The organism is Halomonas sp. hl-4 (assembly GCF_900215475.1).
In the GTDB taxonomy this organism is placed as follows: domain Bacteria; phylum Pseudomonadota; class Gammaproteobacteria; order Pseudomonadales; family Halomonadaceae; genus Vreelandella.
On sequence record NZ_LT907845.1, the window covers coordinates 1,083,054 to 1,108,265 of the forward strand.

The following is a 25,212-nucleotide window of genomic DNA, read 5'->3' on the forward strand; positions in this document are numbered from 1 at the left end:
CCTATTCCCCTGCGCCTATCCAATCAACTTTTTGGAAACCTCGCGGTAACTTACTACCACGACGCCCTCGCTCGCCGCGATAATACGCCAAATCATCGGCTTTCAGGGTGAGTTTTCGCTTACCGGCATGCAGCTCCAAGGCGTCGCTGTCTGTTATCACGGCAATACTGCGCACAAACTCCTCGCGGCGTGCAGCGCGTGGCCCGGGGATATCTAACATCTTATTGCCTTTGCCTTTGGCCATTTCCGGCAGCTGGCCCAAGGGGAACACCAGTAGCCGGCCTTCATTCGAGACCGATGCCACCCATAGGTTATCTCCCTCGGGCACTTCGATAGGCGACATGACACTGCATCCTTTAGGCACGCTCAATACCGCTTTGCCTGCTTTATTTTTGCCGGTGAGCGCATCCAAACGGGCAATAAAGCCGTAACCACCATCACTGGCCAGCACAAAACGCCGCTCGGCAGGCGCCAGCATTAACCCCGCCATGCGAGCACCCGCAGAGACATTCGCCCGACCCGTCACTGGTTCACCCTGCCCCCGCGCACTGGGCAAATTGTGGGCGCTGAGCGTATAGGCGCGACCTGTATCATCCAGCAGCACTAGCGGCTGGTTGGTCTTGCCTCGGGCGGCCAACTGGAAACGATCACCTGCTTTGTAGGAAAGCCCTTCGGGGTCAATATCATGACCTTTGGCTGATCTAATCCAGCCCTTTTCAGACAGCACCACGGTGATTGGGTCGGCCCCCAGCAGCTCGACCTCGGACAACGCTTTAGCATCGGCACGCGCCACCAGCGGCGAACGGCGCTCGTCACCATGCTCTTTACCCGCCGCGCGAATTTCTTTTTCGATCAACGTGGTAAGTTTGGCTTCGCTACCTAGCAGGCCCTCTAAATATTTGCGCTCTTTTTCCAGCTCATCCTGCTCACCGCGGATTTTCATTTCTTCGAGCTTGGCAAGATGACGCAGGCGAAGCTCTAGAATCGCTTCCGCTTGGCGGTCAGAGAGACTAAAGGTCGCGATCAGAGAAGCTTTGGGATCATCCTCTTCACGAATGATACGGATCACTTCGTCAAGGTCGAGATAGGCTATCAGCAGGCCTTCGAGAATATGCAGGCGGTCTTCTACCTTGCCCAGGCGGTGCTCCAAGCGGCGGCGCACCGTGCTGCGCCGAAACTGAAGCCACTCGCCCAGCATTTCGGGCAACGGCATCACCCGTGGGCGACCGTCCAGGCCAATCACGTTCATGTTCACCCGCACGTTCTTTTCCAGATCCGTGGTGGCAAACAGGTGGTCCATCAGCGACGCAACGTCGACGCGGTTTGAGCGCGGTTCAATCACCAGCCGGGTAGGCTCTTCATGGGTCGATTCATCGCGCAGATCGGCCACCATGGGCAGCTTTTTGGCCTGCATCTGCGCGGCAATCTGTTCTAGCACCTTGGCACCACTGACCTGATAGGGCACCGCGGTGATCACGATATTGGCGTCTTCCCGCTCGTAGCGGGCGCGCAGCTTGACCGACCCCCGCCCGGATTCATAAAGCTTACGCAGGTCTTCTTGGGGGGTAATAATCTCCGCATCGGTCGGGAAGTCCGGCGCGGGGATAAATTCCATCAGATCGACGGTGGTAGCCTTAGGATTACGCAGCAGGTGGCAGGTGGCATCGACCACCTCAGACACATTGTGGGGCGGTATATCGGTGGCCATCCCCACGGCGATGCCGGTGCCGCCGTTGAGCAACACATGGGGCAAACGCGCCGGCAGCACCAGCGGTTCCTGCATGGTGCCGTCGAAATTCGGCGCCCAGTCGACGGTGCCCTGCCCGAGCTCGCTAAGCAGCACTTCGGCAAACTTGGAAAGCTTGGCCTCGGTGTAACGCATGGCAGCAAACGATTTGGGATCGTCAGGGCTACCCCAGTTGCCCTGGCCATCCACCAGCGGATAGCGATAGCTAAACGGCTGTGCCATCAGCACCATGGCTTCGTAGCACGCGCTATCGCCGTGAGGGTGGAATTTACCCAGCACGTCACCCACGGTACGCGCCGATTTTTTGTACTTGGCGTTAGCGTGGAGTGCCAATTCGCGCATGGCGTAAATAATCCGCCGCTGCACAGGTTTCATGCCATCGCCTATGTTGGGCAAGGCGCGGTCTAAAATGACGTACATCGAGTAGTCGAGATACGCTTTTTCGGTGTAATCGCGCAAGGACAAGCGTTCGACGTCGCCTTCCGCTACCTGAATATCCATGGGGTATTCATCCTTTCCTGACAAGCAAAGCCGCCCCAACGGGAGCGGCTAATCCTGCTACACATTGATACACAACGTGTTAGTAGTTGCTTATGTCATATTAATTGCTTTACTGAGGCCCCGAGAGTGGTTTCACTTCCGGGGAACGTTCATTATCGCGCTGAAAGTCATCAAGTAAGCTTTTCAAACGCTGTGCCTGAACAGACAGTTCATTGGCCGCCCCCGACGCCTGACTAACCAGCCCTGCATTCTGCTGGGTGACAGTGTCCATTTGCGAGACGGCACGGTTGATTTCATCAATACCGTTCGTTTGTTCGCCAGACGCTTGACTGATTTCTCCTATGCGCTGGGCAATTTCTTCAATCGCTACTACGATTTCCTGCATTGCCCCTTCTGCCTCACGGGCATAGCCACTTCCAGTTTCAATTTGCTTGGACGTGGTTTTAATCAGCTCGTTAATATTACGTGCCGACGTGGCACTTTTGGATGCCAGTTCGCGCACTTCGCTAGCCACAACGGCAAAACCTCGCCCGTGTTCACCAGCCCGCGCGGCTTCTACCGATGCATTCAGCGCTAAAATGTTAGTTTGAAATGCAATATTTTCAATGACACCGACAATCGAAGAGACCTCGCCCGAACTCTCATTAATCGCCTGCATGGACTGCGCCAAGCGAGATACTTGCTCACCTCCCTGCTTCACTTTAACCGTCGACTCGTTGACCCGCTGATTCGCCTCATTAGCGTTATCGGCGTTGCGCTTCACTGTCGCGGCCATCTCTTCCATCGTCGAAGAAGTTTCTTGTAGCGACGCGGCTTGCTGTTCGGTCCGACTAGAAAGCTCAGTGTTACCCGCCGCAATGTCTGTCGCTTCACTGGCAATCGCATCGGATACTTGGCTTACGTCACTGAATAGGTGACGCAACTTTTCAGCGTAACGATTTACCGCACTGCGCAACTCACCAATCTCATCGTTACGGTAAATGGTCAGTTCACGACTTGAGCCGCCTTGACCGAGTTGGTCAATCTGCTCGGTGGTACTGTGGATTTGACGCAGTAATACACGCCCACCCCACCAACCCAGCGCCAGCAGCAGTGCCAAAAGTGGAAGAATTACCACCATCAGATCGCGAGTCAATGTCCGCGCCAGTGCCGTCACTTCTTCTTGAGGGGTCATTAGCCCCAATGTCCAACCTGTATCTTGCATATCAAACAAACGCACCGAGGCGGGTTGATCCAGCACGCCTGCTGTTTCCACCTGGACGTTTTGACTGCCTGATTCGACAGCCTCAACCACAGGGGAAAGCCAGGGCATATCGCTGGTTAGATCAGCCAAACCTTGCATATCATCAGTTGCCAAATCAGCGCCCGGGAAGTGGATGACGTTGCCAGCTCTATCAAGCACGAAGGCATAACCACCTGTCGCATCGCCGTTTTCGGTTAAAAATTCAGCCACGCCGTCCAACTGCATATCGATGGTCGCTACCCCAGCAAATTCATCATCAAGATAATAAGGCACGCTGCAGGTCACCATGGCTACCCCGGTGGTCGCATCACGATACGCTGTTGACCAGACACATTGCCCCGGCTCGGCATCCCGCGCATCTTGATACCAGGCTTCCTCTTGGTAAGGGGCAATATCATCGGCGTTATAATCATCTAAGAACTCAATCTCGCCTTCGGCATTTCTCGCCCAAAAGAAGCTAAATCGCTCAACCCCCTCTTCAAATGCGTTAGGCTCCGGCCAAATACCGCCCCCTGCAATGGCCGTATTGCCGCTGTCATCCACGACCCGCGGGAAGGCTTGACGGAACAACGATTCCTCTCGGGGTAATGACTCTGCAAGTGATGCAAGACTTGCTGTATTACCTTCCACGCGTGCTAGCTGTGCATTCAGAGCGTTGACAATAGAGCCGCCCGTTCGGTCCACAAGAGACTGGCTTGCTTCGATGACTTGCGGTTGGCCGCGCCATGCCATAACGGCGTAAATGCTTGCTGCCATGAGTATCATGAGAGCAAACGCTGCCAGCGTTAACTGCCTCGAAATGGTATTGAACAAGGACATTCCCCTCTAGTGATTAAGTGGTGCTAACTGGCGCACTTTTTTGCGTACGCTCTCTACTCACTATCGGCAACATAATGCCCAACCTTAACCACTTGATACCTATGCCCGATTGACACAGCGCTTATACTTCGACGTCTGCGAGGTTGCCGTAATCTTCCAGCCACTTTTTGCGGTCGCCGGCGCGCTTTTTGGCCAGCAGCATATCCATCATTTCCAGCGTGCCGTCGCCTTCCTCCAGGGTAAGCTGCACCAGGCGGCGTGTTTCCACCGCCATAGTGGTTTCGCGCAGCTGAAGCGGGCTCATTTCGCCCAGACCTTTAAAGCGCTGCACGTTCGGCGTACCACGCTTTTGCGCCAGCTGCTTGAGGATGGCGGCTTTTTCGCTCTCATCCAGGGCGTAGTGGACCTCTTTGCCGAGATCGATACGGTAAAGCGGTGGCATGGCCACATAGACGTGCCCGGCATCCACGAGGCTTGGGAAATGTTTGACGAACAGCGCGCACAACAGCGTGGCGATGTGTAGACCGTCGGAGTCAGCGTCGGCGAGAATACAGATTTTGTGGTAGCGCAGTTTTTCCAAATCAGCGCTGCCAGGGTCGGCCCCTATCGCCACGGCGATGTCGTGGACCTCTTGGGAACCGTAGATATCATGGGAATCCACTTCCCAAGTGTTCAATATCTTTCCGCGCAGCGGCAAAATCGCTTGGCTCTCACGGTTGCGCGCCTGCTTTGCGCTGCCGCCGGCTGAGTCCCCTTCCACCAGGAACAACTCGCTCTGGGCCGGGTCCTGGCCTGAGCAGTCGGCCAGCTTGCCGGGTAGTGCCGGACCTGAGGTCACCTTCTTACGCACAACTTTCTTGGCTTTTTTCTGGCGGTGCTGAGCGGCACTAATCACGAGTTCGGCAAGGGCTTCGCCTTGTTCAACGTGGTGATTGAGCCACAGAGAAAAGGCGTCTTTAAGTACCCCTAATACAAAGCCCGCGATTGTTCGCGAAGAAAGGCGCTCTTTGGTTTGCCCGGCAAACTGCGGGTCGAGCATTTTTACCGAGAGCACAAAGGACGCCCGCTCCCACAAATCATCGGCGGTGAGTTTGATGCCACGCGGCAGTAGACTGCGGTATTCACAAAACTCACGCAGCGCGTCAAGTAAGCCAGAGCGAAACCCGTTAACGTGGGTGCCGCCTTGTGGGGTGGGGATCAAGTTAACATAGCTTTCCAATAGGGCATCGCCGCCTTCTGGCAACCATTGGATAGCCCAGTCGACACCGTTTTCATCATCGCTAAAGTGGCCTACGAAGGGTTCTGTCGGAACTACTTCATAGCCGTCGGTGGCCTCCGCCAGGTAGTCACGCAGACCATCCGCGTAGGCCCATTCGGTTTTGGTACCGTCAGGTTCCACCAGCGTGACGGCAAGCCCCGGGCACAGTACCGCTTTGGCGCGCAGCAGGTGTTTCAGTTTACCCACCGCCAGTTTAGGGCTGTCGAAGTAGCTTTCATCCGGCCAGAAACGCACCAGCGTGCCGCTGGCACGCTTGGCCGCTTTGCCAATTTCGTGCAGTTCTTCAACCTTTTCGCCGAACTCAAACGCCATGGCATGGCGCGCGCCGTTGCGAGTCACTTCAACATCCAGCCGACGTGACAGGGCATTGACCACCGACACGCCTACGCCGTGCAGTCCGCCGGAAAAACGGTAGCTGTCCGACGAGAACTTGCCGCCTGAGTGCAGTTTGGTAAAAATCAGCTCAGCGCCCGACACGCCATACTCGGGGTGCAGATCGATCGGCATGCCGCGCCCGTTATCCTGCACTTCAATCCCGCCGTCACTGTGCAGCACCACGCTGAGGGCGGTGGCATGCCCCGCCAGCGCCTCATCAACGCTATTATCGATGACTTCCTGAACAAGGTGATTGGGTCGCGAGGTGTCGGTATACATACCGGGACGCTTACGTACCGGCTCGAGCCCGGAGAGGACTTCGATGGAGCTCGCGCCGTACTGGGAGGCATCAAACTGGGTCATGTAACGTCGGTTCCTGAAGGGTCATGCAAGTATGAATGCGGGCAAAAGGATACAGGATAGCCGAAAAGCAAAATGCTGTATATCCAGCCATATTTATCGATAGCGAAGCACGAAAGGGCTTCCCCGCGGATAGGTCTACGAGGGGGCGCTGTAAACCCGTCCCTGGGCGCTACATTTGCCATCCATGGCAAATAACCCCCTCTACGACCTATCCCCGGCGCCCTTTCTACGTGCGACATATGCTCACGACACAATTGCCTGATTACTCCTGCTCAGCCGCCCAAAAGGCTTCAATCAATCCACGACTGGAAGCATCCATCCGCGACAGGTCGCCCTGATGGTCGATGATTTTCTGGGTATCGGTGGCAATCTGTTTGCCCAGCTCAACGCCCCACTGGTCAAACGGGTTGATATCCCACACCACTGCCTGAACAAACACCTTATGCTCATACAGCGCAATCAGCGACCCTAGCGTTGCAGGCGTCAGCTTGTCCAATAACACCGTGGTGGAAGGCTGATTGCCGCGATAGCGCTTATGCTCCGGGCGCGGACCATCGTCATCAATAGCGTCGTCACCAAGCATTAGCACCCGCGACTGAGCAAAACAGTTAGCCAGTGCCAAGCGATGCTGGGCTTTCAAATGGCGACGGGTATCCGGACTCTCCACTTCGTCGTAACGCTTGAGCGGAGCAATAAAGTCGCAAACCACCGGCTGGGTGCCCTGATGAAGCAGTTGATAAAACGCATGCTGGGCGTTGGGGCCTAACTGCCCCCACAGTACCGGGCAGGTAGAATAGTTAACCGCTTGGCCTTGGCGGGTCACTGACTTTCCGTTGGACTCCATCTCCAACTGCTCAAGGTAGGCAGCGAAATACTCCAAACGGCCGTCGTAAGGCAAAATTGAGTGGGCACGAATATCCAAAAAGTTAACGTTCCAAATACCTGCCAGCCCGAGCAGCACCGGCAAGTTATCGGCCATGGGCGCCTCCTGGAAGTGACGATCCATGGCGTGGGCGCCGGCTAATAGCTCACGGAAATTTTCCATACCAACCACCAGCGCAATCGGCAAGCCAATCGTCCCCCACAGCGAGTAGCGCCCGCCGACCCATTCCCAGAACATCAGCTGGTGGTCGGGGGTGATGCCCCACTCACTCATCTTATCTGGGCTGGCGGAAACACCGATAAAATGCTGGCGAATAATCAACTCAGCACTAACCGGCGTGGCACTAGGCACCTCGCCATGCTTCGACAGCCGCCCTATTAACCAGTCACGAGCGGTATTGGCATTAGACAAGGTGTCAATCGTGGTAAACGACTTCGACGACAGCACGAACAGCGTGGTTTCCGGGTTAAAACGCGTCAGGTAATCGGCGAGCTGCGAACCATCCATGGTCGAGGCAAAATGAACCTCCACTGGATGAATATCGGCAGGACGGAAGTCAGCCAATGCATGGGTGACCATCAGCGGCCCCAAGTCCGATCCACCTACCCCCAGGTTCACCACATGGCGAATCGGTTTACCGGTGGCGCCGCGCCACTGACCCGCGTGCAAACGCTCTACCAAGCGTTCCATTTGGGTGAGGCTTTCATGCACCGACGCCGCCACATCTTCACCTTCTACGTCCAAGCTCGCCCCAGGCGGCAAGCGCAAGGCGGTGTGCAAGGCCGGTCGGTTTTCGCTGACGTTGACACGCTTGCCACTCAGCAGCGCGTCGATCGCCCCCGGCACCCCCGCTTCATCCGCCAGCGCCAGCAGGTGCTCTAGGGTATCGTCATCCCAGCGCTGCTTGGAAAGATCCAAGGTGAGGCCTGCAACCTGGCGGGTAAAGTGTTTCCAGCGAGCTGGATCATTGCCAAACAGATTTTTCAAATGGACATGCTCTAGCGCCTGCGCGTGCTGCTTCAGCATTTGCCATGCGGGTAGCGAATCGGGTGTTGTCCGTGATGATGCAGCCATTGGCCCTCTCCTGTGGCGTCGTTCCGTGCAGGGTCTGTTTTGTCTTACCAAGGGCGCGTAAACTACGCAGCCTCATTAATAATCCTGGCTTGACCATGAGTGATGCATCTTACCGTGACGCTATCTTTTCGACACCCCTGGACAAGGTGGCAAGGTTCTCCTTCGACGAAAAGGTCGTCGCGTGCTTCCCCGACATGATTCGCCGCTCGGTGCCTGGCTACGGGCAGATCCTCGGCATGCTGAGCCTGATCGCCCAGCGCCACCTGCGCCACGGCGCCCATGTCTATGACCTGGGCTGCTCACTGGGCGCCTCGGGCCTGGCCCTTGCCGGTGCGCTGCCCGCCGATGCGTTTCGCTACACGGGTGTCGACCTTTCCCCCGCCATGGTGACCCAGGCACGGCAAACGTTTGCCGATGAGTGTGCCGAATATGCCATGCAGGTGGAGGAAGCTGATATTCGCACGCTTGAGTATGCACCGTCGGGGATGATCATCCTCAACTTTACGCTGCAGTTTTTGCCGCCCGCCGACCGCGACGTGCTCTTGAAGAGACTATACGCTGCGCTCGAGCCGGGTGGCGTGCTGATTCTCTCTGAGAAAACCGTCGACGCCGACGAGCGCGACAACGCCTGGCGGGTCGAGCGCTACCATGACTTCAAGCGCGCCAATGGCTACAGTGATCTGGAAATCAGCCAAAAGCGTACCGCCCTTGAGAATGTGCTGGTACCGGACACCCTTGAAGCCCTTCACGAACGCCTGAAACAAGCCGGCTTTCCGCGCTCGATGACGTGGTTCCAGTACCTCAACTTCGCCTCGCTGATCGCCTTCAAGCCATGAGTATCTGGGTCGTGCTGACCGCTGGAGCACTGGCGCTCTATCTGGCCACCGCCTGGTGGCATTCGCGTAAGCCATTGCCGCCCGGCCTTAGCGTCGAAGGCGAGTGGCGCTCGCCTGTTGCGCCCCGTCTGCTGCTCGACGAGACCTTTATCGATACCCAAGGCCACCGCCAATGTCGGCAGCATATTTTCGATGAGATGATACGCCTGATCGGACAGGCCGAAAAACGCGTGGTGCTGGACATGTTCCAGTTCAACGACCCTGCCGACGACCGCCACGACTGCCATCGCAAGGTTTCGGTGGCCCTGCGCGACGCCCTGCTGACCCGCAAGCGCCAGCGCCCCGATATCGAGATGGTGGTGATTACCGACCCGATCAACACGCTCTACGGCGGGCGCGAACTGAGCCACCACCAGCAGTTGGAAGCGGCCGGCATCCCTGTGGCGATCACCGATCTGACCATCGGGCGCGACCCCAACCCCAGTTGGACGGCGCTGTGGCGGCTGTGCTTGCGTTGGCTGCGCCAGACACCCCGCGGCGGCTGGCTACCTAACCCTATCGGTCCTGGCAAGGTCGGTCTTCGCAGCTACCTGACCATGCTTAACCTCAACGCCAACCATCGTAAGACCCTGGTAGTGGACGAAGGTGATCGCTGGACCGCCGTCGTCAGCTCAGCCAACGCTGACGACGGCAGCAGCGATTACCGCGACGTGGCACTGCGGGTCTCCGGCGATATCGCCCTCGACCTGCTCGCCTCCGAATGCGAGATCGCTGCCCGCAGCGGTGTCACTCTCGACCACGTTCAGCCGCCGGTCGCCAGCCCTTCCATCAGCCGCCATATGCCGAGGCTGCGGCTGCTTAGCGAAGGCGCCATCAAAAGAGCCCTGCTGGCGATCATTGATGACGCTCGCGCCAAAGAACGGATCGATATCGAGATACTCTACCTCTCCCACCGCGGCATCATGGCCGCCCTGACAAAGGCGGTGGCGCGGGGCGTAGAGGTACGCGTATTACTCGACCCCAACCACCACGCCTTTGGCGTCTCCGGCAGCGGCATCCCCAACCGGCAGGCGGCCAACGACCTGCTGGCAGCGGGCATCCAACTGCGCTGGAGCGACACCCACGGCGAACAGGCTCACAGCAAGCTGCTGCTGCGCCACGCCGGCGAACGCCCCGCCCACCTGCTGCTGGGCTCGGCCAACTACACCCGACGCAGCCTTGACGATCTCAACTTCGAAGCCAATCTCGAGTGGGTCGCCGACAGCGACGATGTGATTATCCACGAGGCCCGCGCAGCCTTCGAACGCCACTGGCATAATACCGACACCGAGCACTACAGCACCGGCCCCGAGGTTTACCTTGACGCCTCTCGTTGCCGCTACTGGCAGTATCGCCTGATGGAAGCCAGCGGCTGGTGCACTTTTTAAGACAGCGAGACACCCATGCCCCATCCCCACCGCGAGCTCTACCACGCCTTCATTGACCAAGGTCTGGACACCTGGCTTTCACGCCTGCCCGAGCAACTGGCGCGTGGCCTCGACCGCAACCGCCACGGCGACTTGCCCGCCTGGGAAAAAGCCGTGGCCAAACTGCCCGCGCTCCCCGCCGAGCGACGCGTCGACCTGAACAGCGACACCGTGACGGTCGACATTGCCCTCACCGATAGCCAGCAGCGTCAGTGTTTCAATCTGCTGAGAAAGCTTGCGCCCTGGCGGAAAGGCCCCTTTCAACTAGGGGGCATTCATATCGACACCGAATGGCGCTCCGACTGGAAGTGGCAGCGCGTGGCTCCTCACCTGGCGCCGCTCGAGTACCGCAAAGTACTTGATGTCGGCGGCGGCAGCGGCTACCACGCCTGGCGGATGGCCGGGGCAGGCGCTGCTTTCGTGCTGGTCATTGACCCTTCACCGCGTTTTTATTGGCAGTTTCAGGCAGTACGTCATTTCGTGGGTAATGAGGACGGGGGCAGAACGCAGTTTTTACCGGTGGGTATCGAAGACGTGCCGGACAACCTGGGCTTTTTTGATACGGTCTTTTCCATGGGCGTGCTCTACCACCGCCCTGCGCCGCTGGAACATCTTCAGCAGCTAAAAGCGGCCTTGGCGCCCGGCGGCGAGCTGGTACTGGAGACCCTGGTGGTGGAAGGCGATGAACAGACGGTGTTTATGCCCGGTGAACGCTACGCCGCCATGCCCAACGTTTACTTCCTGCCCTCCTCCAAGGCGCTATGCCACTGGCTTTCGCGCTGCGGCTTTACCAACGTGCGCGTCGTGGATGAAGCGGTCACGACACTTGACGAGCAGCGCTCCACCGAGTGGATGACCTACCAGTCGCTGGCGGATTTTCTGGATCCCGACGACCGCACCCGCACCATTGAAGGCTACCCTGCACCGCGACGGGCAGTGATTCTGGCGAATAAGCCGGGGTAACAAGACTTACCTTCGCAAAATCACCAGCCAACGCCCCAGGTTCATCACGCTGGCAAGCGACGCCGCTACGTAGGTAAACGCGCAGGCCGTAAGCACGTGCCGGGCGCCTTTCATATCGCCAGGCGGCACATACTCTTTTAGTAGCGGCAGGGCGCGATTGAAGCTAGCGTCAAACTCGACCGGCAGCGTCACCAGATGCACCATGGCGGCGGTGCCGAAGCTGATCACGGCCATGACGATCACCAGCGCCAGCCCACCCGGCAGCCGGGTCAGTAGAAACAGGAAGGGCGCCGCCATCATCAATATCGCGCCCAGCTTTTCGGCTTTTTGCGCAACCTTCACCAATCGGCTGCGCGCCAGTAGCGGCGCGTAGCCTTCAAAATGCTGAAGCGCGTGCCCTACTTCGTGGGCAGCCACCGTGACGGCCGTCAACGAGCGCCCGTCGTAGTTATCCGGAGAAAGACGCACACAGCGCGTTTCAGGGTCATAATGGTCACCGAACTCGGTGCGCTCAACGCTCGCTCCCTCTATGCCCAGTCGGCGCAGCAGGTGATCAGCAAGTTCGGCGCCGGTGCCGGGATAATCGTCGCGTCCACGGGTATGGCGTTTAAGGACCCATTTTGCCCAGAGGTTGGGTAATACAAAGATCGCCAGGGCAGCGATAATCAGCACAACGAACATGGCGGCTCCCGAGTCGTCGACGTATTGCCATCACCCATTAAACACTGATTTTGGCGGCACGTGTTGACCCGGCGAGATTAATTGGCAGATCGTTCGTTGACAGTTTCTAGATAGCTTGCAGCCACATCGCGTTTGACGGCATGAAGCCCGCGTGCCGAGATATATCCCTGTGCACGCGCATGCTCGGCAATCAGCACGCTGTCAGCGGCAAGCACTAGCTGGCAGTCGGTGTCGGCTAGTTGGTTGCGTAAATTCTGGATGGCTTGTTCCCGCTCGGGGTTGCGGCCGACACGGCGAATATAAATGGCCTTAATACGCCCCGGGTAGTCACGGACGATATCGCTATACACCTCGGGGTCATGCTGACCACTATCGCCGATTAAGATGCATGGCAATTCATCAAACAGCGCCAGCATGCGATCAATCAGTAGGCGTTTGTGCGCCTCGGCGCGCCTCGGCCAGGGATGACGAAGCGAAATCCCCCATTCACGCAGAAACAGAATCGGCCCGACCGGGATACGATTGAGCTGAAAAAATGCTTCCAGCATTTCATAAATAGCCCAAGGGCCACGGGAAACGTACAAGATAGGTCGTTCGGCTTTTTCACTGCCGCCACGGTGCAGCGCTTGATAAAGGGAGGCAACGCCCGGAAACGCCGTGCGCCGATGAGGCTTGCGCACGAACAGGCGATAGAGCATCTTGAGCTTTTCGGCTACCCCGGTGAACATCACGGTATCATCGATATCGCTGATCACCAGAAGATCCGCCTCAGGCGGCGGCACATAGATTTCCACCTGAGCATTAACGGTACTTTGCCCATCAGCCTGCACCTTGATGTCGGCGACATGCCAGGACACATCGATAGGGAGTGCATGGCTAATAGGCAAATGAACATCGAAGTAGCCATCTCGGTCGGTGGTCACACACAGCTGATTGCCGCCTAACGAAAGCTCTACTTCTGCCCCAGCAAACCCGCGACGAAAAATTCGCCGAGCAACGTCGGCAGTATCACGCAGCATGCCGCGCCTGGGGATGGCGCGCCCCAATGCCGCTTGGCGGAAAACCCGCCCCATAACAAACACTTCATGCTGCGACCCATAGCCACGGTAGGGATGTACCATCATCCCGCCGCGGCCAAGATCGCGTTTCATGGGTTTGGCGATAACGTGGACAAGCCGCTTAACGAAGCTTGCCCACTGGCGAAACCACGCCATTAAGCGTGCTGGCCTGAATGACGGCCCTCTTGTAACTCCTCCAGGAGTTTGGCGTTAAATGCATCCAGGTCTTTAGGGGTACGACTGGTGACTAGGCCACTATCGACCACCACCGGCTCATCTACCCAGTCAACGCCAGCATTGCGTAAATCCTGGGCGACACTGGCTACCGACGTCATGCGACGACCATCCACTACGCCCGCATTAATCAGAATCCAAGGCGCATGGCAAATAGCCGCTACCGGTTTCCCCGCCTGAAAGAAGGCTCGTACAAAATCGAGCGCATCATCATTGGTACGAAGCGTATCGGGATTGAACAGACCACCCGGCAGCACCAGCGCGTGGTAATCGGATTCATTGACGTCAGCAAGGGCTTTATCCGCCTCATACGTGTCACCCCAGTCGGTTTCAGCCCAGGCACGAATGCCTTTGCCTTCTGGGGTAACCACATGAACATCGACGCCATTTTTCTGCAGCGCCGCACGGGGTACGCTTAACTCGGATTCCTCGAAGCCGTCGGCCGCTAATATGGCGACGCGTTTGCCGTTTAGTGCTTGATTCATCATGCTCTCCATTTCGTGATGAGGTGACATTAACAACGCCTTACCAGTGTGGCACCTGCTGTATAATCGTCAAGCCGTCAACCTTGTATTTACTGAACTAGGCGTTGTACACCACGTCACCTATTTGACGGATATCGTAGCCACCCAATACCTTGGCACGCTCAGCAAACCGCGGCTGGCGGGTGAAGGCCAACAACGCCTGTACGCTCGGTTCAAAGTAGCTGCGGCGATGCATCATTACGTCGAACTGCTCATCGTAAAGCGGGATAAAGCCGAGCTGTTGGCGACGTGCGGCAGCTTCAACGCCCAACCCTACATCGGCCTCGCCTTGCAGCACGCTTAACGCCAAATCGTCCTCGTTTAAACTCGGGTGCGTGACCCAGCGAATCGCCGTTGTCGCAATCCCCGCTTGTGCCAATAGGTACGTTAAAAGCTGGGCAGCGCCAGCACCAGGCTGGCGATGCGCCACGCGCACTTCAGGACGTGCGAGGTCGGCCATGCCGGTAATCCCCAAAGGGTTGCCCTCAGCGATTAATAACCCTTGACGACGCACTGCCCAGCGCAGCACGACCAGGTCCCTCACGCCCCCCAATCCCAGTTGAATGGGCTGATTGTAGCGCCCGCTTGCGGGGTCAAGCAGATGTACTCCAGCGACCATGGCGCGACTTTCCAACAGGCGACGAACGCCGTCACCGCTGCCGTGAAACAAACTGGCCAAATCCGAGTGGCTTTCGCGGATCGCCCACTCCAGCAGTGGATCCTGGCTGCCTGCCACAACTGCGGGCAGCGGCTGACGTTGCGCCTGATCACCTTCCAGATGGTTGAGCACCCACAAATCCACCTGCTGGCGTGGGAATAGCAGTTTGCCCGTGACTCGGCTGCAGGGGATCTGCCCCTGGCGAACCAGATCATAGACCTTGCGCTCTTTGAGACGCAGGTAGGCAGCGACTTCGCTGGTGGTTAAATACATAGCAGTCGACGGCATCCGCCACTCCATTAGGTTTTATTGTGCATTTAACTGCATATATTTCAGCATCAGATGCATTTACGCACCATTAAGTACATGCTGCCAACATCTTACACAACAAACTTCTCTCACCAGGCTGACCACTGACGATGCCCAATAGTGACAATGCCTTTTTGACGGCGCTGCAGCTTATTTTGCAGATGGATAGTGACCTGTTCTCAATTGTGACGCTATCGCTGCAGGTCTCGCTCGCGGCCGTCGTACTGGCGGCGCTAACGGGTTTACCGCTGGGTGCCGCTCTGGCCCTGTGGCGCTTCCCTGGCCGCAATGGGGTGATCATTTCGCTCAATGCCCTGATGGGCTTGCCTCCCGTGGTGGCGGGGCTATGTGTTTATCTGTTGTTATCGCGCGCCGGGCCTTTGGGTGAAATGGGCTTACTGTTTACCCCCACCGCGATGGTGGTGGCCCAATGGGTGTTGGTGTTGCCCATCATTGCCTCATTGACTCGCCAGCAAGTAGAAGCCCTGCACGGCGAATACGCAGAGCAACTGCAATCACTGGGGTTATCCACGGCGAGAATGATGCCCACGCTGCTATGGGATGCGCGTGTGGGGCTGATCACAGTAATGCTCGCTGGCTTTGGGCGCGCCAGCGCTGAAGTGGGGGCCGTCATGATCGTCGGCGGCAACATCGACGGCGTAACGCGCGTGATGACCACCAGCATCGTGCTCGAAACCAGTAAAGGCAATCTACCCATGGCACTGGGGCTGGGGATTATTCTATTGGCATTGGTGACACTGATTAACGCGCTTGCCCACCTGATGGGCGAAACCGCCAAGAGGCGCTTAGGATGAACGCGCCCTTTCCTACACAAGCCCCGATTGCCGACCTGCAGCTGGATAACGTCAGCTTCCAGCACCGAGGGCAACCCCTATTGGCCCCGACCTCTCTGACCCTTTCAGGCTGCCAACGTACGGTCATCATGGGGCCTAACGGGGCCGGCAAAAGCCTGCTGATGCGCCTGGCCCACGGGTTACTTGCGCCCACCAGCGGAAGCGTCCGCTGGCAAGGTGCGACGCCGATACAGGCCATGGTGTTCCAACGCCCTGTGCTACTGCGCCGCTCGGCGCTCGACAACCTGACCTACGTGCTGGGCATCCATAAAGTGCCCCGCGCCCAGCGCAAAGCGCGTGCCTTTCAAGCGCTCGCTACCTTTGGATTAACCGCGCTGGCTCACCGCCCGGCCCGCGTGCTGTCAGGCGGTGAACAGCAACGTCTGGCCCTGGCCCGCGCCTGGCTGCTTAACCCGGATGTGTTGTTCTTGGACGAAGCCACCTCGGCGCTGGACCCAGCCGCCATTAAAGCCGTCGAAGATGCCGTGTTGAAATTCCATGCTAGCGGCACCCGCATTGTCATGACCACCCATGATTTACATCAGGCTAAACGCTTGGCCGATGACGTGGTGTTTTTGCACAACGGGCAAATACGGGAGCACAGCCCGGCCGACACTTTTTTCTCTACGCCCCACTCGTCAGAAGGGCGCGCGTTTATTCAGGGTGAGCTGGTTTGGTAGCCCTGGTATTCCTACCACAAGAAGGGATCGTGATATGAAAAAGACCACAGTAGTAACGAGCATAAGCCTGCTAAGCCTGGCTTGGAACGGCCTTGTGCTGGCCGATAGCGACTACATCACTCTGGCCTCCACCACTTCGACGGAAAACTCGGGGTTGTTTGATGCCATCATTCCCCAGTTTACCGACAAGACCGATATTGATGTGCGTGTCGTCGCAGTGGGCACCGGCCAGGCGTTTGAAACCGCCCGGCGCGGTGATGCCGATAGCCTGCTGGTACACGACACGGAGGGGGAAGAACAGTTTGTCGCCGATGGTTACGCCACCGAGCGACAAAACGTGATGTATAATGATTTCGTGATTGTCGGTCCCCAGGACGATCCCGCTGGCATTGAAGACAGCGACTCAATCGACGACGCCATGCAGCGTATCGCCGAAAGCGAATCACCGTTTGCCTCGCGCGGCGACGACAGTGGCACGCACCGCGCCGAGCAGCGTCTTTGGGAAAGCGCGTCTATTGAGCCAAGCGGCGAATGGTACCGCGAGCTGGGCAGCGGTATGGGGCCGACGCTTAACACCGCCGCCGGGATGGGCGCGTATTCCTTTACCGACCGCGCCACCTGGGTCGCCTTTGAAAATCCTCAGGACTTAACGCTGCTTTACGAAGGCGACGAAGCGCTATTCAATCAGTACGGCAGCCTGCTGATGTCGGAAGACAAGCACCCACACTTAAAGCATGATCTCGCCGCCCAGTGGCATGAATGGCTCGTCTCTGAAGAGGGCCAGCAAGCCATCGCCGACTACACAGTCGATGGCCAACAGCTGTTTTTCCCCAACGCCCAATAACCTGCCGAGGCATAAACAGTGAAAAGCCCCAATGGCATGCGCCATTGGGGCTTTTATCTCACCATGGCCTTATCTTGGCCAGTTGATACCGCCTAGACACCTATAGCAACTGGCGAATATCCTTGGCTTCCCAGTGCGGAAAATGCTTACGTACCAGGGCGTTAAGGTCACGCTCAAACGCCGCCCAGTCTGTTTTCCCAGAACCACCATCAGACGCATTGGCCACGCCACGGATCATCCCGGCACCCACGGTGACGTTGGTCAGCCGATCAACAATAATAAAACTGCCGGTGCCAGGACTGCTGCGATAATCATCCACCGGAATCGCCGCCGTCAGCTCGACTTCGCAGCGCGCAATCGCATTCAGGCTCAGCGAGTCAGCGGCGTGCTTTTCAAGCGTATTTACATCTATCTGATAGTCAATCGCGCTGACCTGCCCTGAGAGGTCCCGCGTAGCAAGCTTAAAGTCATATAGCTTGCCCGGCGCCAGCGCGTCCTCATGCATCCACACAATATCGGCTGTAAAGGCGTTGGACAAAGGCAGCTCTTCCTTGGCGCTGACCAGCCAGTCCCCACGCGAGATGTCGATCTCATCCTCAAGCGTGACGGTAATCGCCTGGCCGGGGTACGCCGCACTTAAATCGCCGTCGAAGGTAACAATCCGTGCAACCCGCGAGGTTTTACCCGACGGCAACACTTTTACGTCCTGCCCAGGGCGCAACACGCCGGCTGCCAAGGTGCCGCAATAGCCACGAAAGTCCAGATTCGGCCGGTTTACATACTGTATCGGCAAACGCAGATCATTGAGGTTCTGGTCATAGGTCACCTCGACACTTTCCAGCAGCTCAATCAGCGTTTTGCCTTCGTAGCCCGCGGTGAAATACCAAGGCGTCTGATCGCTGGGATTGACAACGTTATCGCCCTTTAACGCCGACATCGGTACAAAGCGAATATCTGGAGCGTTCAGATTGGTCGCAAAGGCACGGTACTCCTCGACAATTTCGTTAAAGCGCTGCTCGGAGAAGTCGACCAGGTCCATCTTATTGACCGCAATGACCAAGTGCTGGATGCCCAGCAAATCGGCAATAAAGCTGTGACGGCGGGTTTGCGTCTGCACGCCATAGCGCGCGTCAATCAAAATCACCGCCAAGCTTGCAGTAGACGCTCCGGTGGCCATATTGCGGGTGTACTGCTCGTGCCCTGGGGTATCGGCAATAATGAACTTGCGCTTATCGGTGGAGAAGAAACGATAAGCCACATCGATGGTAATGCCCTGCTCGCGCTCCGACTGCAGGCCATCCACCAGCAGCGCAAGATCGACGGTATCGCCGGTCGTGCCGCTGGTTTTGGAGGCCTGGGTGATCGCCGCCAGCTGATCCTCGAAGATCATTTTGGAGTCATGAAGCATCCGGCCAATCAGCGTGGACTTGCCGTCGTCGACGCTGCCGCAGGTAATAAAGCGCAGCAGGTCTTTGTTTTCGTGTTCGTGAAGGTATTGCTCGATGTTATCGGCAATTAGATTGGATTGGTGAGCCATTAGAAGTATCCCTCGCGCTTTTTCTTTTCCATCGAACCGGCTTGGTCGTGGTCGATGGCGCGGCCGCTGCGTTCGCTGGTTTTGGTCAGCAGCATTTCCTGGATGACCTCGGGCAAGGTGGCGGCTTTGGATTCCACCGCGCCGGTAAGCGGGTAGCAACCTAGGGTTCTAAAACGCACCCACTTTTCTTCGGGTACTTCACCCGGCTCCAGCGGCAGGCGGTCGTCGTCGACCATGATCTGCATGCCGTCGCGCTCGACCACCGGACGTGGGGCTGACAAGTACAGCGGCACAATGGGGATCGATTCCAGGTAGATGTACTGCCAGATATCCAGCTCGGTCCAGTTGGAGAGCGGGAACACGCGGATCGATTCGCCCTTGTTGACCTTGGCGTTGTAGATATTCCACAGCTCCGGGCGCTGTTTTTTCGGGTCCCAGCGGTGGTATTTATCGCGGAAGGAGTAGACACGCTCCTTGGCACGGGAAGCTTCTTCATCGCGCCGGGCACCGCCAAACGCCGCGTCAAAGCCGTGCTTGTCCAGCGCTTGCTTAAGCGCCTGGGTTTTCATGATGTCGGTGTACTTAGCGCTGCCATGCTCGAACGGGTTGATGTTCGCCGCACGGCCTTCTTCGTTGGTGTGAACGATAAGCTCCATGCCCGCATCGGCTGCCATGCGGTTGCGGAACTCGATCATCTCGCGGAATTTCCAGGTCGTATCGATGTGCATCAGCGGAAACGGCGGCGTGCCGGGATAAAACGCCTTGCGCGCCAGGTGCAGCATCACTGAGGAATCTTTACCGATGGAGTACATCATCACCGGGTTGGAGAACTCGGCGGCGACTTCACGGATGATGTGGATCGATTCCGCTTCAAGCTCTTTTAAGTGCGTCATGCGCGCAGCGCTTGGCGCGCCTGGCATCTCAGTCCGCGATGCGGCTGAGAGAGTGGAAAACTGGGACATGGCCAACTACCTCACAAAAACAAACCCTGTGGCACTGCGTAAAAACGCTGAGCGCTAGAATGTGGGTAGGGTAACGTCTCGGCAATAATAACCCAAAAGAATTAATAACTATCTTTTTATGCCTTTCCCGCCTAACAGGTCAAAAAGCCGCCATAGCGGCTATACCGTGACGCGCTCAATCCAGGTATCCCACTGTTGATCCTTGAGATCAACGATGCGATAACCTGGGCGCGAAGCCTCATCAATCATGAAATGTTTGGCACCGGGCATGAATTGATCAGAAATCGCCGGGCAGCCATAAACCGCAACATCATGTTCACCCACCCTGTGATGCTGCGCATAGGCTTGGTGAGCATGGCCAAAAAGGATGACCTTGACCTGGGGATGCGCGCTGAGGATGTCCCAGAACGCATCACGGTCTTGTAAACCGATGGCATCCATCCAGGCGGCGCCGACATCAACTGGGGGATGATGCATTACTATTAAGGTAGGTCTTTCATCCCCCTTCAGCTTTGCGGATAGCGAGGCTAGCGCCTCTTGGCCCAACTCACCGTGCGGCTCGCCCTCTACCTGGGTGTGGAGCAGCAGCATGCGCCAAGGCGGCAACGCCACTTCCTCATGCAGCGGATGCGTTTCTAGCATAAGCGCAGGCTGGTCGTGATTGCCTGCCAGCCATACCCAAGGGCATGGTAGTTGCGACATCGCTTCATAAGCCAGCGTATAAGATGTTGCCGTTTCGTCCTGGCTAATATCACCGCTGAACACCACCAAATCTGGCTGTTCCATGATGACCGCTTGCAGCACGCGCTGTAAGTGTCGCCATGGGACACCGGCGCGGGAACGCGCTTGTTTATCCGCGTAGAGGTGGGCGTCGGTAATTTGTATCAGCCGCATCAGGGTAGCTCCGGCACATCAACGGTATGCCCATGGGCTAAGGCGTGGGCCAGCCATTCGCCGAGAAAGCGATTCAATTGAAGCTTTTCATCAGGCTGGTGCATCCGGGCATTGGGGTAGCGGTAGCGTCCTTTGAAATGACGCTCGCGTTGAAAGTCGGTGACTTCCGCCATGCGTACATCATGATAAAGGTGGACACGCATTCGCGGGCCTTCCCACAAGGTGTCCATCGGACTGCTCTGCGTCACTTCCACCATGGTGGTGTAGGGAGCGTGCTGCAAAATCGTCAGGTGTAAATCGCCGAAGTACTGGTCATCGCCGCGCAAGGCAATATCGCGGCGCTGGCCGCTTTCAAGCTCACCTACCAGGCGAACCAAACGCAAGTAGTTGGCGCTGCATTCGGCTTGTAGCGTCTTCAAATCGGTGACATAAGCCATTTTCGCCATGATCACTCCTTGTCAGTTTCGCCCTGCGGGGGCATCGGCTGGAAGGCGGCACGTAGTGAAGCGCGCTGGCCTGCTAACCAATGCATTCCAATCAAGCACATGGCGTTGTCGAGTCTTCCCGTACCCAGGAGTTCCCAAGCGGTGGGAAAAGACACGATATGAACACGAATATCTTCGTGCTCTTCATCAAGGCCATGAATCCCGCCTAGCCCCTGCGTATTGACTAAGCCACAAAACAACGTCACGCGTTCATTGCAGGCCCCAGGGCTGGGGTAGTAAGTGTGTAATTTGGTGAGCTTTTCCACACGACAACCCGCCTCCTCGATAGCCTCACGGCGAGCAACGTCTTCATGTGACTCGTCCTGCTCCACAAGGCCCGCCACGAGTTCTAGCTTCCATGGGGTGTGAGGGTCATCGACGGCGCCCGCGCGAAACTGCTCTACTAGAACAAGGGTATCGTGCTCGGGGTCGTAAAGCAGCACGCCCACGGCATCAAAGCGATGATGGACTTCGCGACGCATGACCCTGCTCCACTCCCCTTCAAACAAGCGATGGCGAAGCTCAAGTGCTTCTAAACGAAAAAAACCTTGGTGCAAGGTTTCACGTTTGAGCAGTTCAACATCTTGGCGGCCTAGCGGCGTGTCGAGTAAAGGCGTGCTGACGCTGGATGCCATTGGGCGCTCCCAGTGATAACAATCGTCCTATTATCAATGCTTGTCACTGGGAATGCCAATTTGGCGAAATTACGCTACAACTCGCCGAGCATCGCCTCGGCCTCACGGCGCAACGCTTCATCGGATTGCTGGCGATCTTCTCGGGCGCTGCCGTCCACAGCGCGCTGGGCATGTTCTCGGGCCGCCTGAGTATTGCCTTCTTCCTGCAAAAAAGCCGCGTAGTAATAGTTTACGTCGATTCCATCAGGGCGAATCTCCAGCGCGCGCTGGAACATGTCGTCCGCCGTGTCACTATCGCCAAAACCGATCAAGCCACCGGGCACACGGTCGTATAGCGCGCCTAATGTCACATAGGCCGAGCCGTTATTGCCTTGCGGGTCGATCTCTACGGCACGTTCAAGCGTATCACGGGCGTCCTTGGCAACGCCCAATGCCCCGAGGCCACCGCGCTCACGGGCATAAGCCGCCAATATGACACCTTTCCAAACCAAAACTTCGGCTTCGTCACGGTGTTGCTCGGCAAGCTGGTTGACTTCATCTACTAAGCCGTTCAGCGCTTCCTCGCGCTCGCTTTCAGGCATCTCGGTCACCGTGTGCTCCCAGCGATTTTTAAGCGAGTAAAGATCGCTTTCATAGGCCACAGCGTTAAACGATGCGAGCGCCAATGAACCACTGAGTGCGGTCAATGCGAAATAGCGAATCAGGTTTGAGTGCGCCATTATCTACTCCTTGGATTGTTGTTATCCGATAAATGCATGTGGGAAAGTAAGCCACCCAGACAATGTAACGAACGTTTGAATGAATCGCCAGTCGCAAATCATTTACACGACTTTTGGCCCAGCTATGGCAAATCACGTTAAAGTAGGTGTCGCCTCACCAAAAGGGAGTTGGCAATGAAAGGCCGCAATATGACCCGCTGGCGCGATCCGGCAAAAGACCCGCGCCAGGAACCCAAAAGCAACCTGATTACCGCTGAGGGCGCAGCACGTCTGCGGGGTATTCTAGATCACCTCTCGCGGGTAAAACGCCCGCAAATTTCGGCGAAAGTGGGCGAAGCGGCGGCCCAGGGTGACCGCAGTGAAAACGCGGATTACACCTACAATAAAAAGGAACTCAATCGCGTTATTGCCCGTATCAGTTACCTCACCAAACGCTTGGATGAACTCCAAGTGGTTGACCGTTTACCTGCCAACACCGATAAAATATTTTTCGGTGCCTTTGTCAGCCTGGAAGATGAAGACGGCGAAGTACTGTATATCCGCATTGTTGGCCACGATGAAACCGATACGCAAAAACGCTGGATCAGCATCGATGCCCCCATGGCGAAAGCCCTGCTGGGCAAGGAAGTGGGCGATGATATAACGGTGCTCACGCCCAATGGCGAGACGTTCTACACCGTAACAACCATTGAGTACGCCCCTAAACGGTAATTAACGCCGCTGCGCGCGATACACTCTGAAGCGGCGATTATCCGCCAGGGTTTGAAATTGCTGAAACGCGTTCTGGAGCAGATCGGGGTACGGTAAAAAGGCGTTGGCGACCATCAACAGCTGACCTCCCGAGGTCAAGTGGGCCGGTGCTTGGCTGATTAATCGCTGACTTGGCCCATAGCTGATATCACGCTCTTGATGAAACGGCGGATTACTGACGATGATGTCAAAGGACTCGTCTTGTAAGGCGTTATAGACATCGCTTTGCAATACGCGGCCTTCCAGGCCGTTAATGCTCAGTGTGCGCTTGGTCGATTCAACCGCAAACGCGCTGACATCAACGGCGGTTACCTGATGCCCCTGTTGCGCAAGCCATGCGCTGATAATACCGTCGCCGCAGCCCATATCCAGCACGCGCTGCGGCGGTCGGGGAAGCTCGTTTTCTAAGCCCTCCAGCAGCAGTTGGGTACCCTCATCTACCTTGCCGTGCCCAAACACGCCGGGGTGGCTCACCAACGTGACGCCTAGCGCATCGAAGCGCTTCCACACATCTTCCGAGGCGGCAGCCTTTACCGTGCGGGTCGCAAACAACGAACAGCGTCGGGCATTATCCAGCTTGTCGCAGCACATCTCGCGTTCGGCGAGCACCTTGGGCACTCGCTTGATGCCGCCATTATGCTCACCGACAATGTCTACCGGCGTATCGGCGGGTAACACTTCGCATAACCACTGCAGCCACCAAATACCCAACTGATGGGCTTTAGGCCAGAACAGCACCACGTCGCCTGTCAAATGCGCGCCGCTCTCATCCGCAAAGGGGGTAAATGCCAGCTTATCGCGAGCGCGCCAAGCGTTGAGCACGGCTAAATCACCACTGATCACGCCATATGACTGCTCAATCAGCCAAGGATCTAGCGGCGGGCCCACCACCCAAAGCGGCGCATGACGCGCTGGCTGTCGTTCTAATAGTTGGCAGGCGGGTGATTGAGCACTCATGCGACAGACTCCGGTTTGCTGAGGGTATAAAGCAGGTAGCGACCCAGCCGCCAATGGGGGTCGTATTGGCAATACTGCTTTTCGAGCGCCAGCAGTTTGTCACGCTCGGCGTCACTGGTCGGCGGGTGTTGAAGATAATCCTGGAAGATACGAATCCCGGCTACGGACTCGATAGTCAGATGGTGACCCGCGCTCCACTGCACTACCTGGTCGTGGGTCACCGGCGAGATTGGCGTAAGGCGCTGGCGCTTGCCCTGCCCCTCCAACCGGTCGCTCAGCGCCTTGTCCACGTTGCCCTTCAGCGCGTTGGAAAAACGCAGCGCATCGCGATTGAAGACCATCAGGCTCAACTGCCCGCCCGGCGCCAAAAGCGCCGCCAATGACGCCAGCGCCGCGCGCGGATCACCCAGCCATTCCAGCACGGCATGGCAGGTGATCAGCGGCCAGGGGCCGGGGTGCTCATCGGCCAATTGCTGCAACGGCGTCTGCCCATAGGTGATCGCCTGCGAGGAAAGTTCGTCGCATGCCGCATGCCACTGCCGGGCATAGGCCAGCATGTCGGCGGATGGCTCGGTCATTGTGACGGCGTGCCCTCGCTTGGCAAACCACGCGGCCTGCTGGCCAAGCCCACCGCCAACGTCCAGTACCGGCTGCTGGTTCAACTCCAGCATTTTCGGCAGCAAATGATCGAGCATGGCAAGGCGCAGCTCACCCCGCGGCGCCTGGTAGAGCGAGCGGGAAAACTTGTCCACCAGGCCATCGAAGTACCGATCCCCCGCTTCGCTTAATTCTTCAATTCGCTGCATGCCTGAAGCCAGTTGTGGTTTCAAAGTCGGCTAGTTTACCTTGCTTGAACGGTGCTTTCTGCCAAAACTAACGTAC

At 57.3% G+C, this 25,212-nt stretch carries 23 protein-coding genes; 7 read left to right on the top strand and 16 right to left on the bottom strand.

Going from position 1 to position 25,212, the window contains the following annotated elements:
• Position 1: 1 nt before the first annotated feature.
• From parC to pgi, 4 genes are all read right to left on the bottom strand, one after another.
• Complete coding sequence (gene parC, locus CPH17_RS05335) at positions 2 to 2,248, bottom strand: DNA topoisomerase IV subunit A (protein ID WP_074396809.1); 2,247 nt, start codon at positions 2,246 to 2,248, stop codon at positions 2 to 4.
• Positions 2,249 to 2,357: 109 nt separating this feature from the next.
• The gene (locus tag CPH17_RS05340; protein WP_074396810.1) at positions 2,358 to 4,310 is read right to left on the bottom strand and encodes a methyl-accepting chemotaxis protein; all 1,953 of its coding nucleotides are present in this window, start codon (positions 4,308 to 4,310) and stop codon (positions 2,358 to 2,360) included.
• A gap of 121 nt (positions 4,311 to 4,431) precedes the next feature.
• Positions 4,432 to 6,327, bottom strand: coding sequence for a DNA topoisomerase IV subunit B (gene parE / locus CPH17_RS05345; protein WP_096298465.1), 1,896 nt, complete (start codon positions 6,325 to 6,327; stop codon positions 4,432 to 4,434).
• A gap of 262 nt (positions 6,328 to 6,589) precedes the next feature.
• A complete protein-coding gene (gene pgi, locus CPH17_RS05350) occupies positions 6,590 to 8,284 on the bottom strand; it encodes a glucose-6-phosphate isomerase (protein WP_096298467.1) in 1,695 nt (564 codons plus the stop codon).
• Between the two features lie 95 nt (positions 8,285 to 8,379).
• Here pgi and cmoA point away from each other — a divergent pair, with 95 nt between their 5' ends.
• From cmoA to cmoB, 3 genes are read left to right on the top strand one after another with little or no spacing between them, the layout of a single operon-like run.
• Positions 8,380 to 9,120, top strand: a complete 741-nt coding sequence (cmoA, locus tag CPH17_RS05355; RefSeq protein WP_096298470.1) for a carboxy-S-adenosyl-L-methionine synthase CmoA — start codon at positions 8,380 to 8,382, stop codon at positions 9,118 to 9,120.
• Positions 9,117 to 10,547, top strand: coding sequence for a phospholipase D-like domain-containing protein (locus CPH17_RS05360; RefSeq protein WP_096298472.1), 1,431 nt, complete (start codon positions 9,117 to 9,119; stop codon positions 10,545 to 10,547). Before cmoA ends, CPH17_RS05360 begins: the two co-directional genes overlap by 4 nt.
• 15 nt (positions 10,548 to 10,562) lie before the next feature.
• Complete coding sequence (cmoB, locus tag CPH17_RS05365; RefSeq protein WP_096298474.1) at positions 10,563 to 11,549, top strand: tRNA 5-methoxyuridine(34)/uridine 5-oxyacetic acid(34) synthase CmoB; 987 nt, start codon at positions 10,563 to 10,565, stop codon at positions 11,547 to 11,549.
• A gap of 6 nt (positions 11,550 to 11,555) precedes the next feature.
• On the opposite strand, the gene CPH17_RS05370 is transcribed toward cmoB, so the two are convergent.
• The 4 genes from CPH17_RS05370 to CPH17_RS05385 all read right to left on the bottom strand — a co-directional run bounded on the left by CPH17_RS05370 (position 11,556) and on the right by CPH17_RS05385 (position 14,992).
• A complete protein-coding gene (locus CPH17_RS05370; RefSeq protein WP_074396816.1) occupies positions 11,556 to 12,230 on the bottom strand; it encodes a zinc metallopeptidase in 675 nt (224 codons plus the stop codon).
• Between the two features lie 77 nt (positions 12,231 to 12,307).
• Positions 12,308 to 13,444, bottom strand: a complete 1,137-nt coding sequence (locus CPH17_RS05375; RefSeq protein WP_096298476.1) for an App1 family protein — start codon at positions 13,442 to 13,444, stop codon at positions 12,308 to 12,310.
• On the bottom strand, positions 13,444 to 14,007 hold the full coding sequence (locus tag CPH17_RS05380; RefSeq protein ID WP_074398518.1) for a type 1 glutamine amidotransferase domain-containing protein: 564 nt from the start codon (positions 14,005 to 14,007) through the stop codon (positions 13,444 to 13,446). The genes CPH17_RS05375 and CPH17_RS05380 overlap by 1 nt, the downstream gene beginning before the upstream one ends.
• Before the next feature lie 97 nt (positions 14,008 to 14,104).
• Positions 14,105 to 14,992, bottom strand: a complete 888-nt coding sequence (locus tag CPH17_RS05385) for a helix-turn-helix transcriptional regulator (protein ID WP_074396818.1) — start codon at positions 14,990 to 14,992, stop codon at positions 14,105 to 14,107.
• Between the two features lie 131 nt (positions 14,993 to 15,123).
• Here CPH17_RS05385 and CPH17_RS05390 point away from each other — a divergent pair, with 131 nt between their 5' ends.
• From CPH17_RS05390 to CPH17_RS05400, 3 genes are read left to right on the top strand one after another with little or no spacing between them, the layout of a single operon-like run.
• Complete coding sequence (locus CPH17_RS05390; protein ID WP_074396819.1) at positions 15,124 to 15,828, top strand: ABC transporter permease; 705 nt, start codon at positions 15,124 to 15,126, stop codon at positions 15,826 to 15,828.
• Positions 15,825 to 16,547, top strand: a complete 723-nt coding sequence (locus CPH17_RS05395; protein ID WP_096298478.1) for an ATP-binding cassette domain-containing protein — start codon at positions 15,825 to 15,827, stop codon at positions 16,545 to 16,547. The genes CPH17_RS05390 and CPH17_RS05395 overlap by 4 nt, the downstream gene beginning before the upstream one ends.
• A gap of 34 nt (positions 16,548 to 16,581) precedes the next feature.
• Complete coding sequence (locus CPH17_RS05400; RefSeq protein ID WP_074396821.1) at positions 16,582 to 17,391, top strand: substrate-binding domain-containing protein; 810 nt, start codon at positions 16,582 to 16,584, stop codon at positions 17,389 to 17,391.
• 100 nt (positions 17,392 to 17,491) lie between these two features.
• On the opposite strand, the gene cysN is transcribed toward CPH17_RS05400, so the two are convergent.
• From cysN to CPH17_RS05430, 6 genes are all read right to left on the bottom strand, one after another.
• Entirely contained in the window at positions 17,492 to 18,928 is a 1,437-nt protein-coding gene (gene cysN, locus CPH17_RS05405) for a sulfate adenylyltransferase subunit CysN (RefSeq protein ID WP_096298480.1), read from the bottom strand.
• Positions 18,928 to 19,890, bottom strand: coding sequence for a sulfate adenylyltransferase subunit CysD (gene cysD / locus CPH17_RS05410; protein ID WP_441316760.1), 963 nt, complete (start codon positions 19,888 to 19,890; stop codon positions 18,928 to 18,930). The genes cysN and cysD overlap by 1 nt, the downstream gene beginning before the upstream one ends.
• A gap of 159 nt (positions 19,891 to 20,049) precedes the next feature.
• Positions 20,050 to 20,784 (bottom strand): metallophosphoesterase, encoded by a 735-nt coding sequence (locus CPH17_RS05415; protein WP_096298484.1) that lies wholly within the window; start codon positions 20,782 to 20,784, stop codon positions 20,050 to 20,052.
• Positions 20,784 to 21,230 carry a DUF1249 domain-containing protein gene (locus tag CPH17_RS05420; RefSeq protein WP_074396825.1) on the bottom strand — a complete coding sequence of 149 codons (447 nt, stop codon included), beginning with the start codon at positions 21,228 to 21,230 and terminating at the stop codon, positions 20,784 to 20,786. Before CPH17_RS05420 ends, CPH17_RS05415 begins: the two co-directional genes overlap by 1 nt.
• A gap of 2 nt (positions 21,231 to 21,232) precedes the next feature.
• Positions 21,233 to 21,904 carry an NUDIX domain-containing protein gene (locus tag CPH17_RS05425; protein ID WP_096298486.1) on the bottom strand — a complete coding sequence of 224 codons (672 nt, stop codon included), beginning with the start codon at positions 21,902 to 21,904 and terminating at the stop codon, positions 21,233 to 21,235.
• A 74-nt stretch (positions 21,905 to 21,978) separates the two neighbouring features.
• On the bottom strand, positions 21,979 to 22,623 hold the full coding sequence (locus CPH17_RS05430) for a hypothetical protein (protein WP_074396827.1): 645 nt from the start codon (positions 22,621 to 22,623) through the stop codon (positions 21,979 to 21,981).
• Between the two features lie 174 nt (positions 22,624 to 22,797).
• On the opposite strand from CPH17_RS05430, the gene greB reads away from it, so the two are divergent.
• Positions 22,798 to 23,334 carry a transcription elongation factor GreB gene (greB, locus tag CPH17_RS05435; RefSeq protein ID WP_074396828.1) on the top strand — a complete coding sequence of 179 codons (537 nt, stop codon included), beginning with the start codon at positions 22,798 to 22,800 and terminating at the stop codon, positions 23,332 to 23,334.
• Here greB and CPH17_RS05440 read toward each other — a convergent pair whose 3' ends face one another.
• Together CPH17_RS05440 and CPH17_RS05445 are read right to left on the bottom strand one after the other, a co-directional pair.
• Positions 23,335 to 24,330 carry a methyltransferase gene (locus CPH17_RS05440; protein WP_074396829.1) on the bottom strand — a complete coding sequence of 332 codons (996 nt, stop codon included), beginning with the start codon at positions 24,328 to 24,330 and terminating at the stop codon, positions 23,335 to 23,337. It abuts the gene before it with no gap.
• Positions 24,327 to 25,136: a methyltransferase domain-containing protein gene (locus tag CPH17_RS05445; RefSeq protein ID WP_096298488.1), complete on the bottom strand. Its 810-nt coding sequence runs from the start codon at positions 25,134 to 25,136 to the stop codon at positions 24,327 to 24,329. Before CPH17_RS05445 ends, CPH17_RS05440 begins: the two co-directional genes overlap by 4 nt.
• Positions 25,137 to 25,212 lie beyond the last annotated feature (76 nt).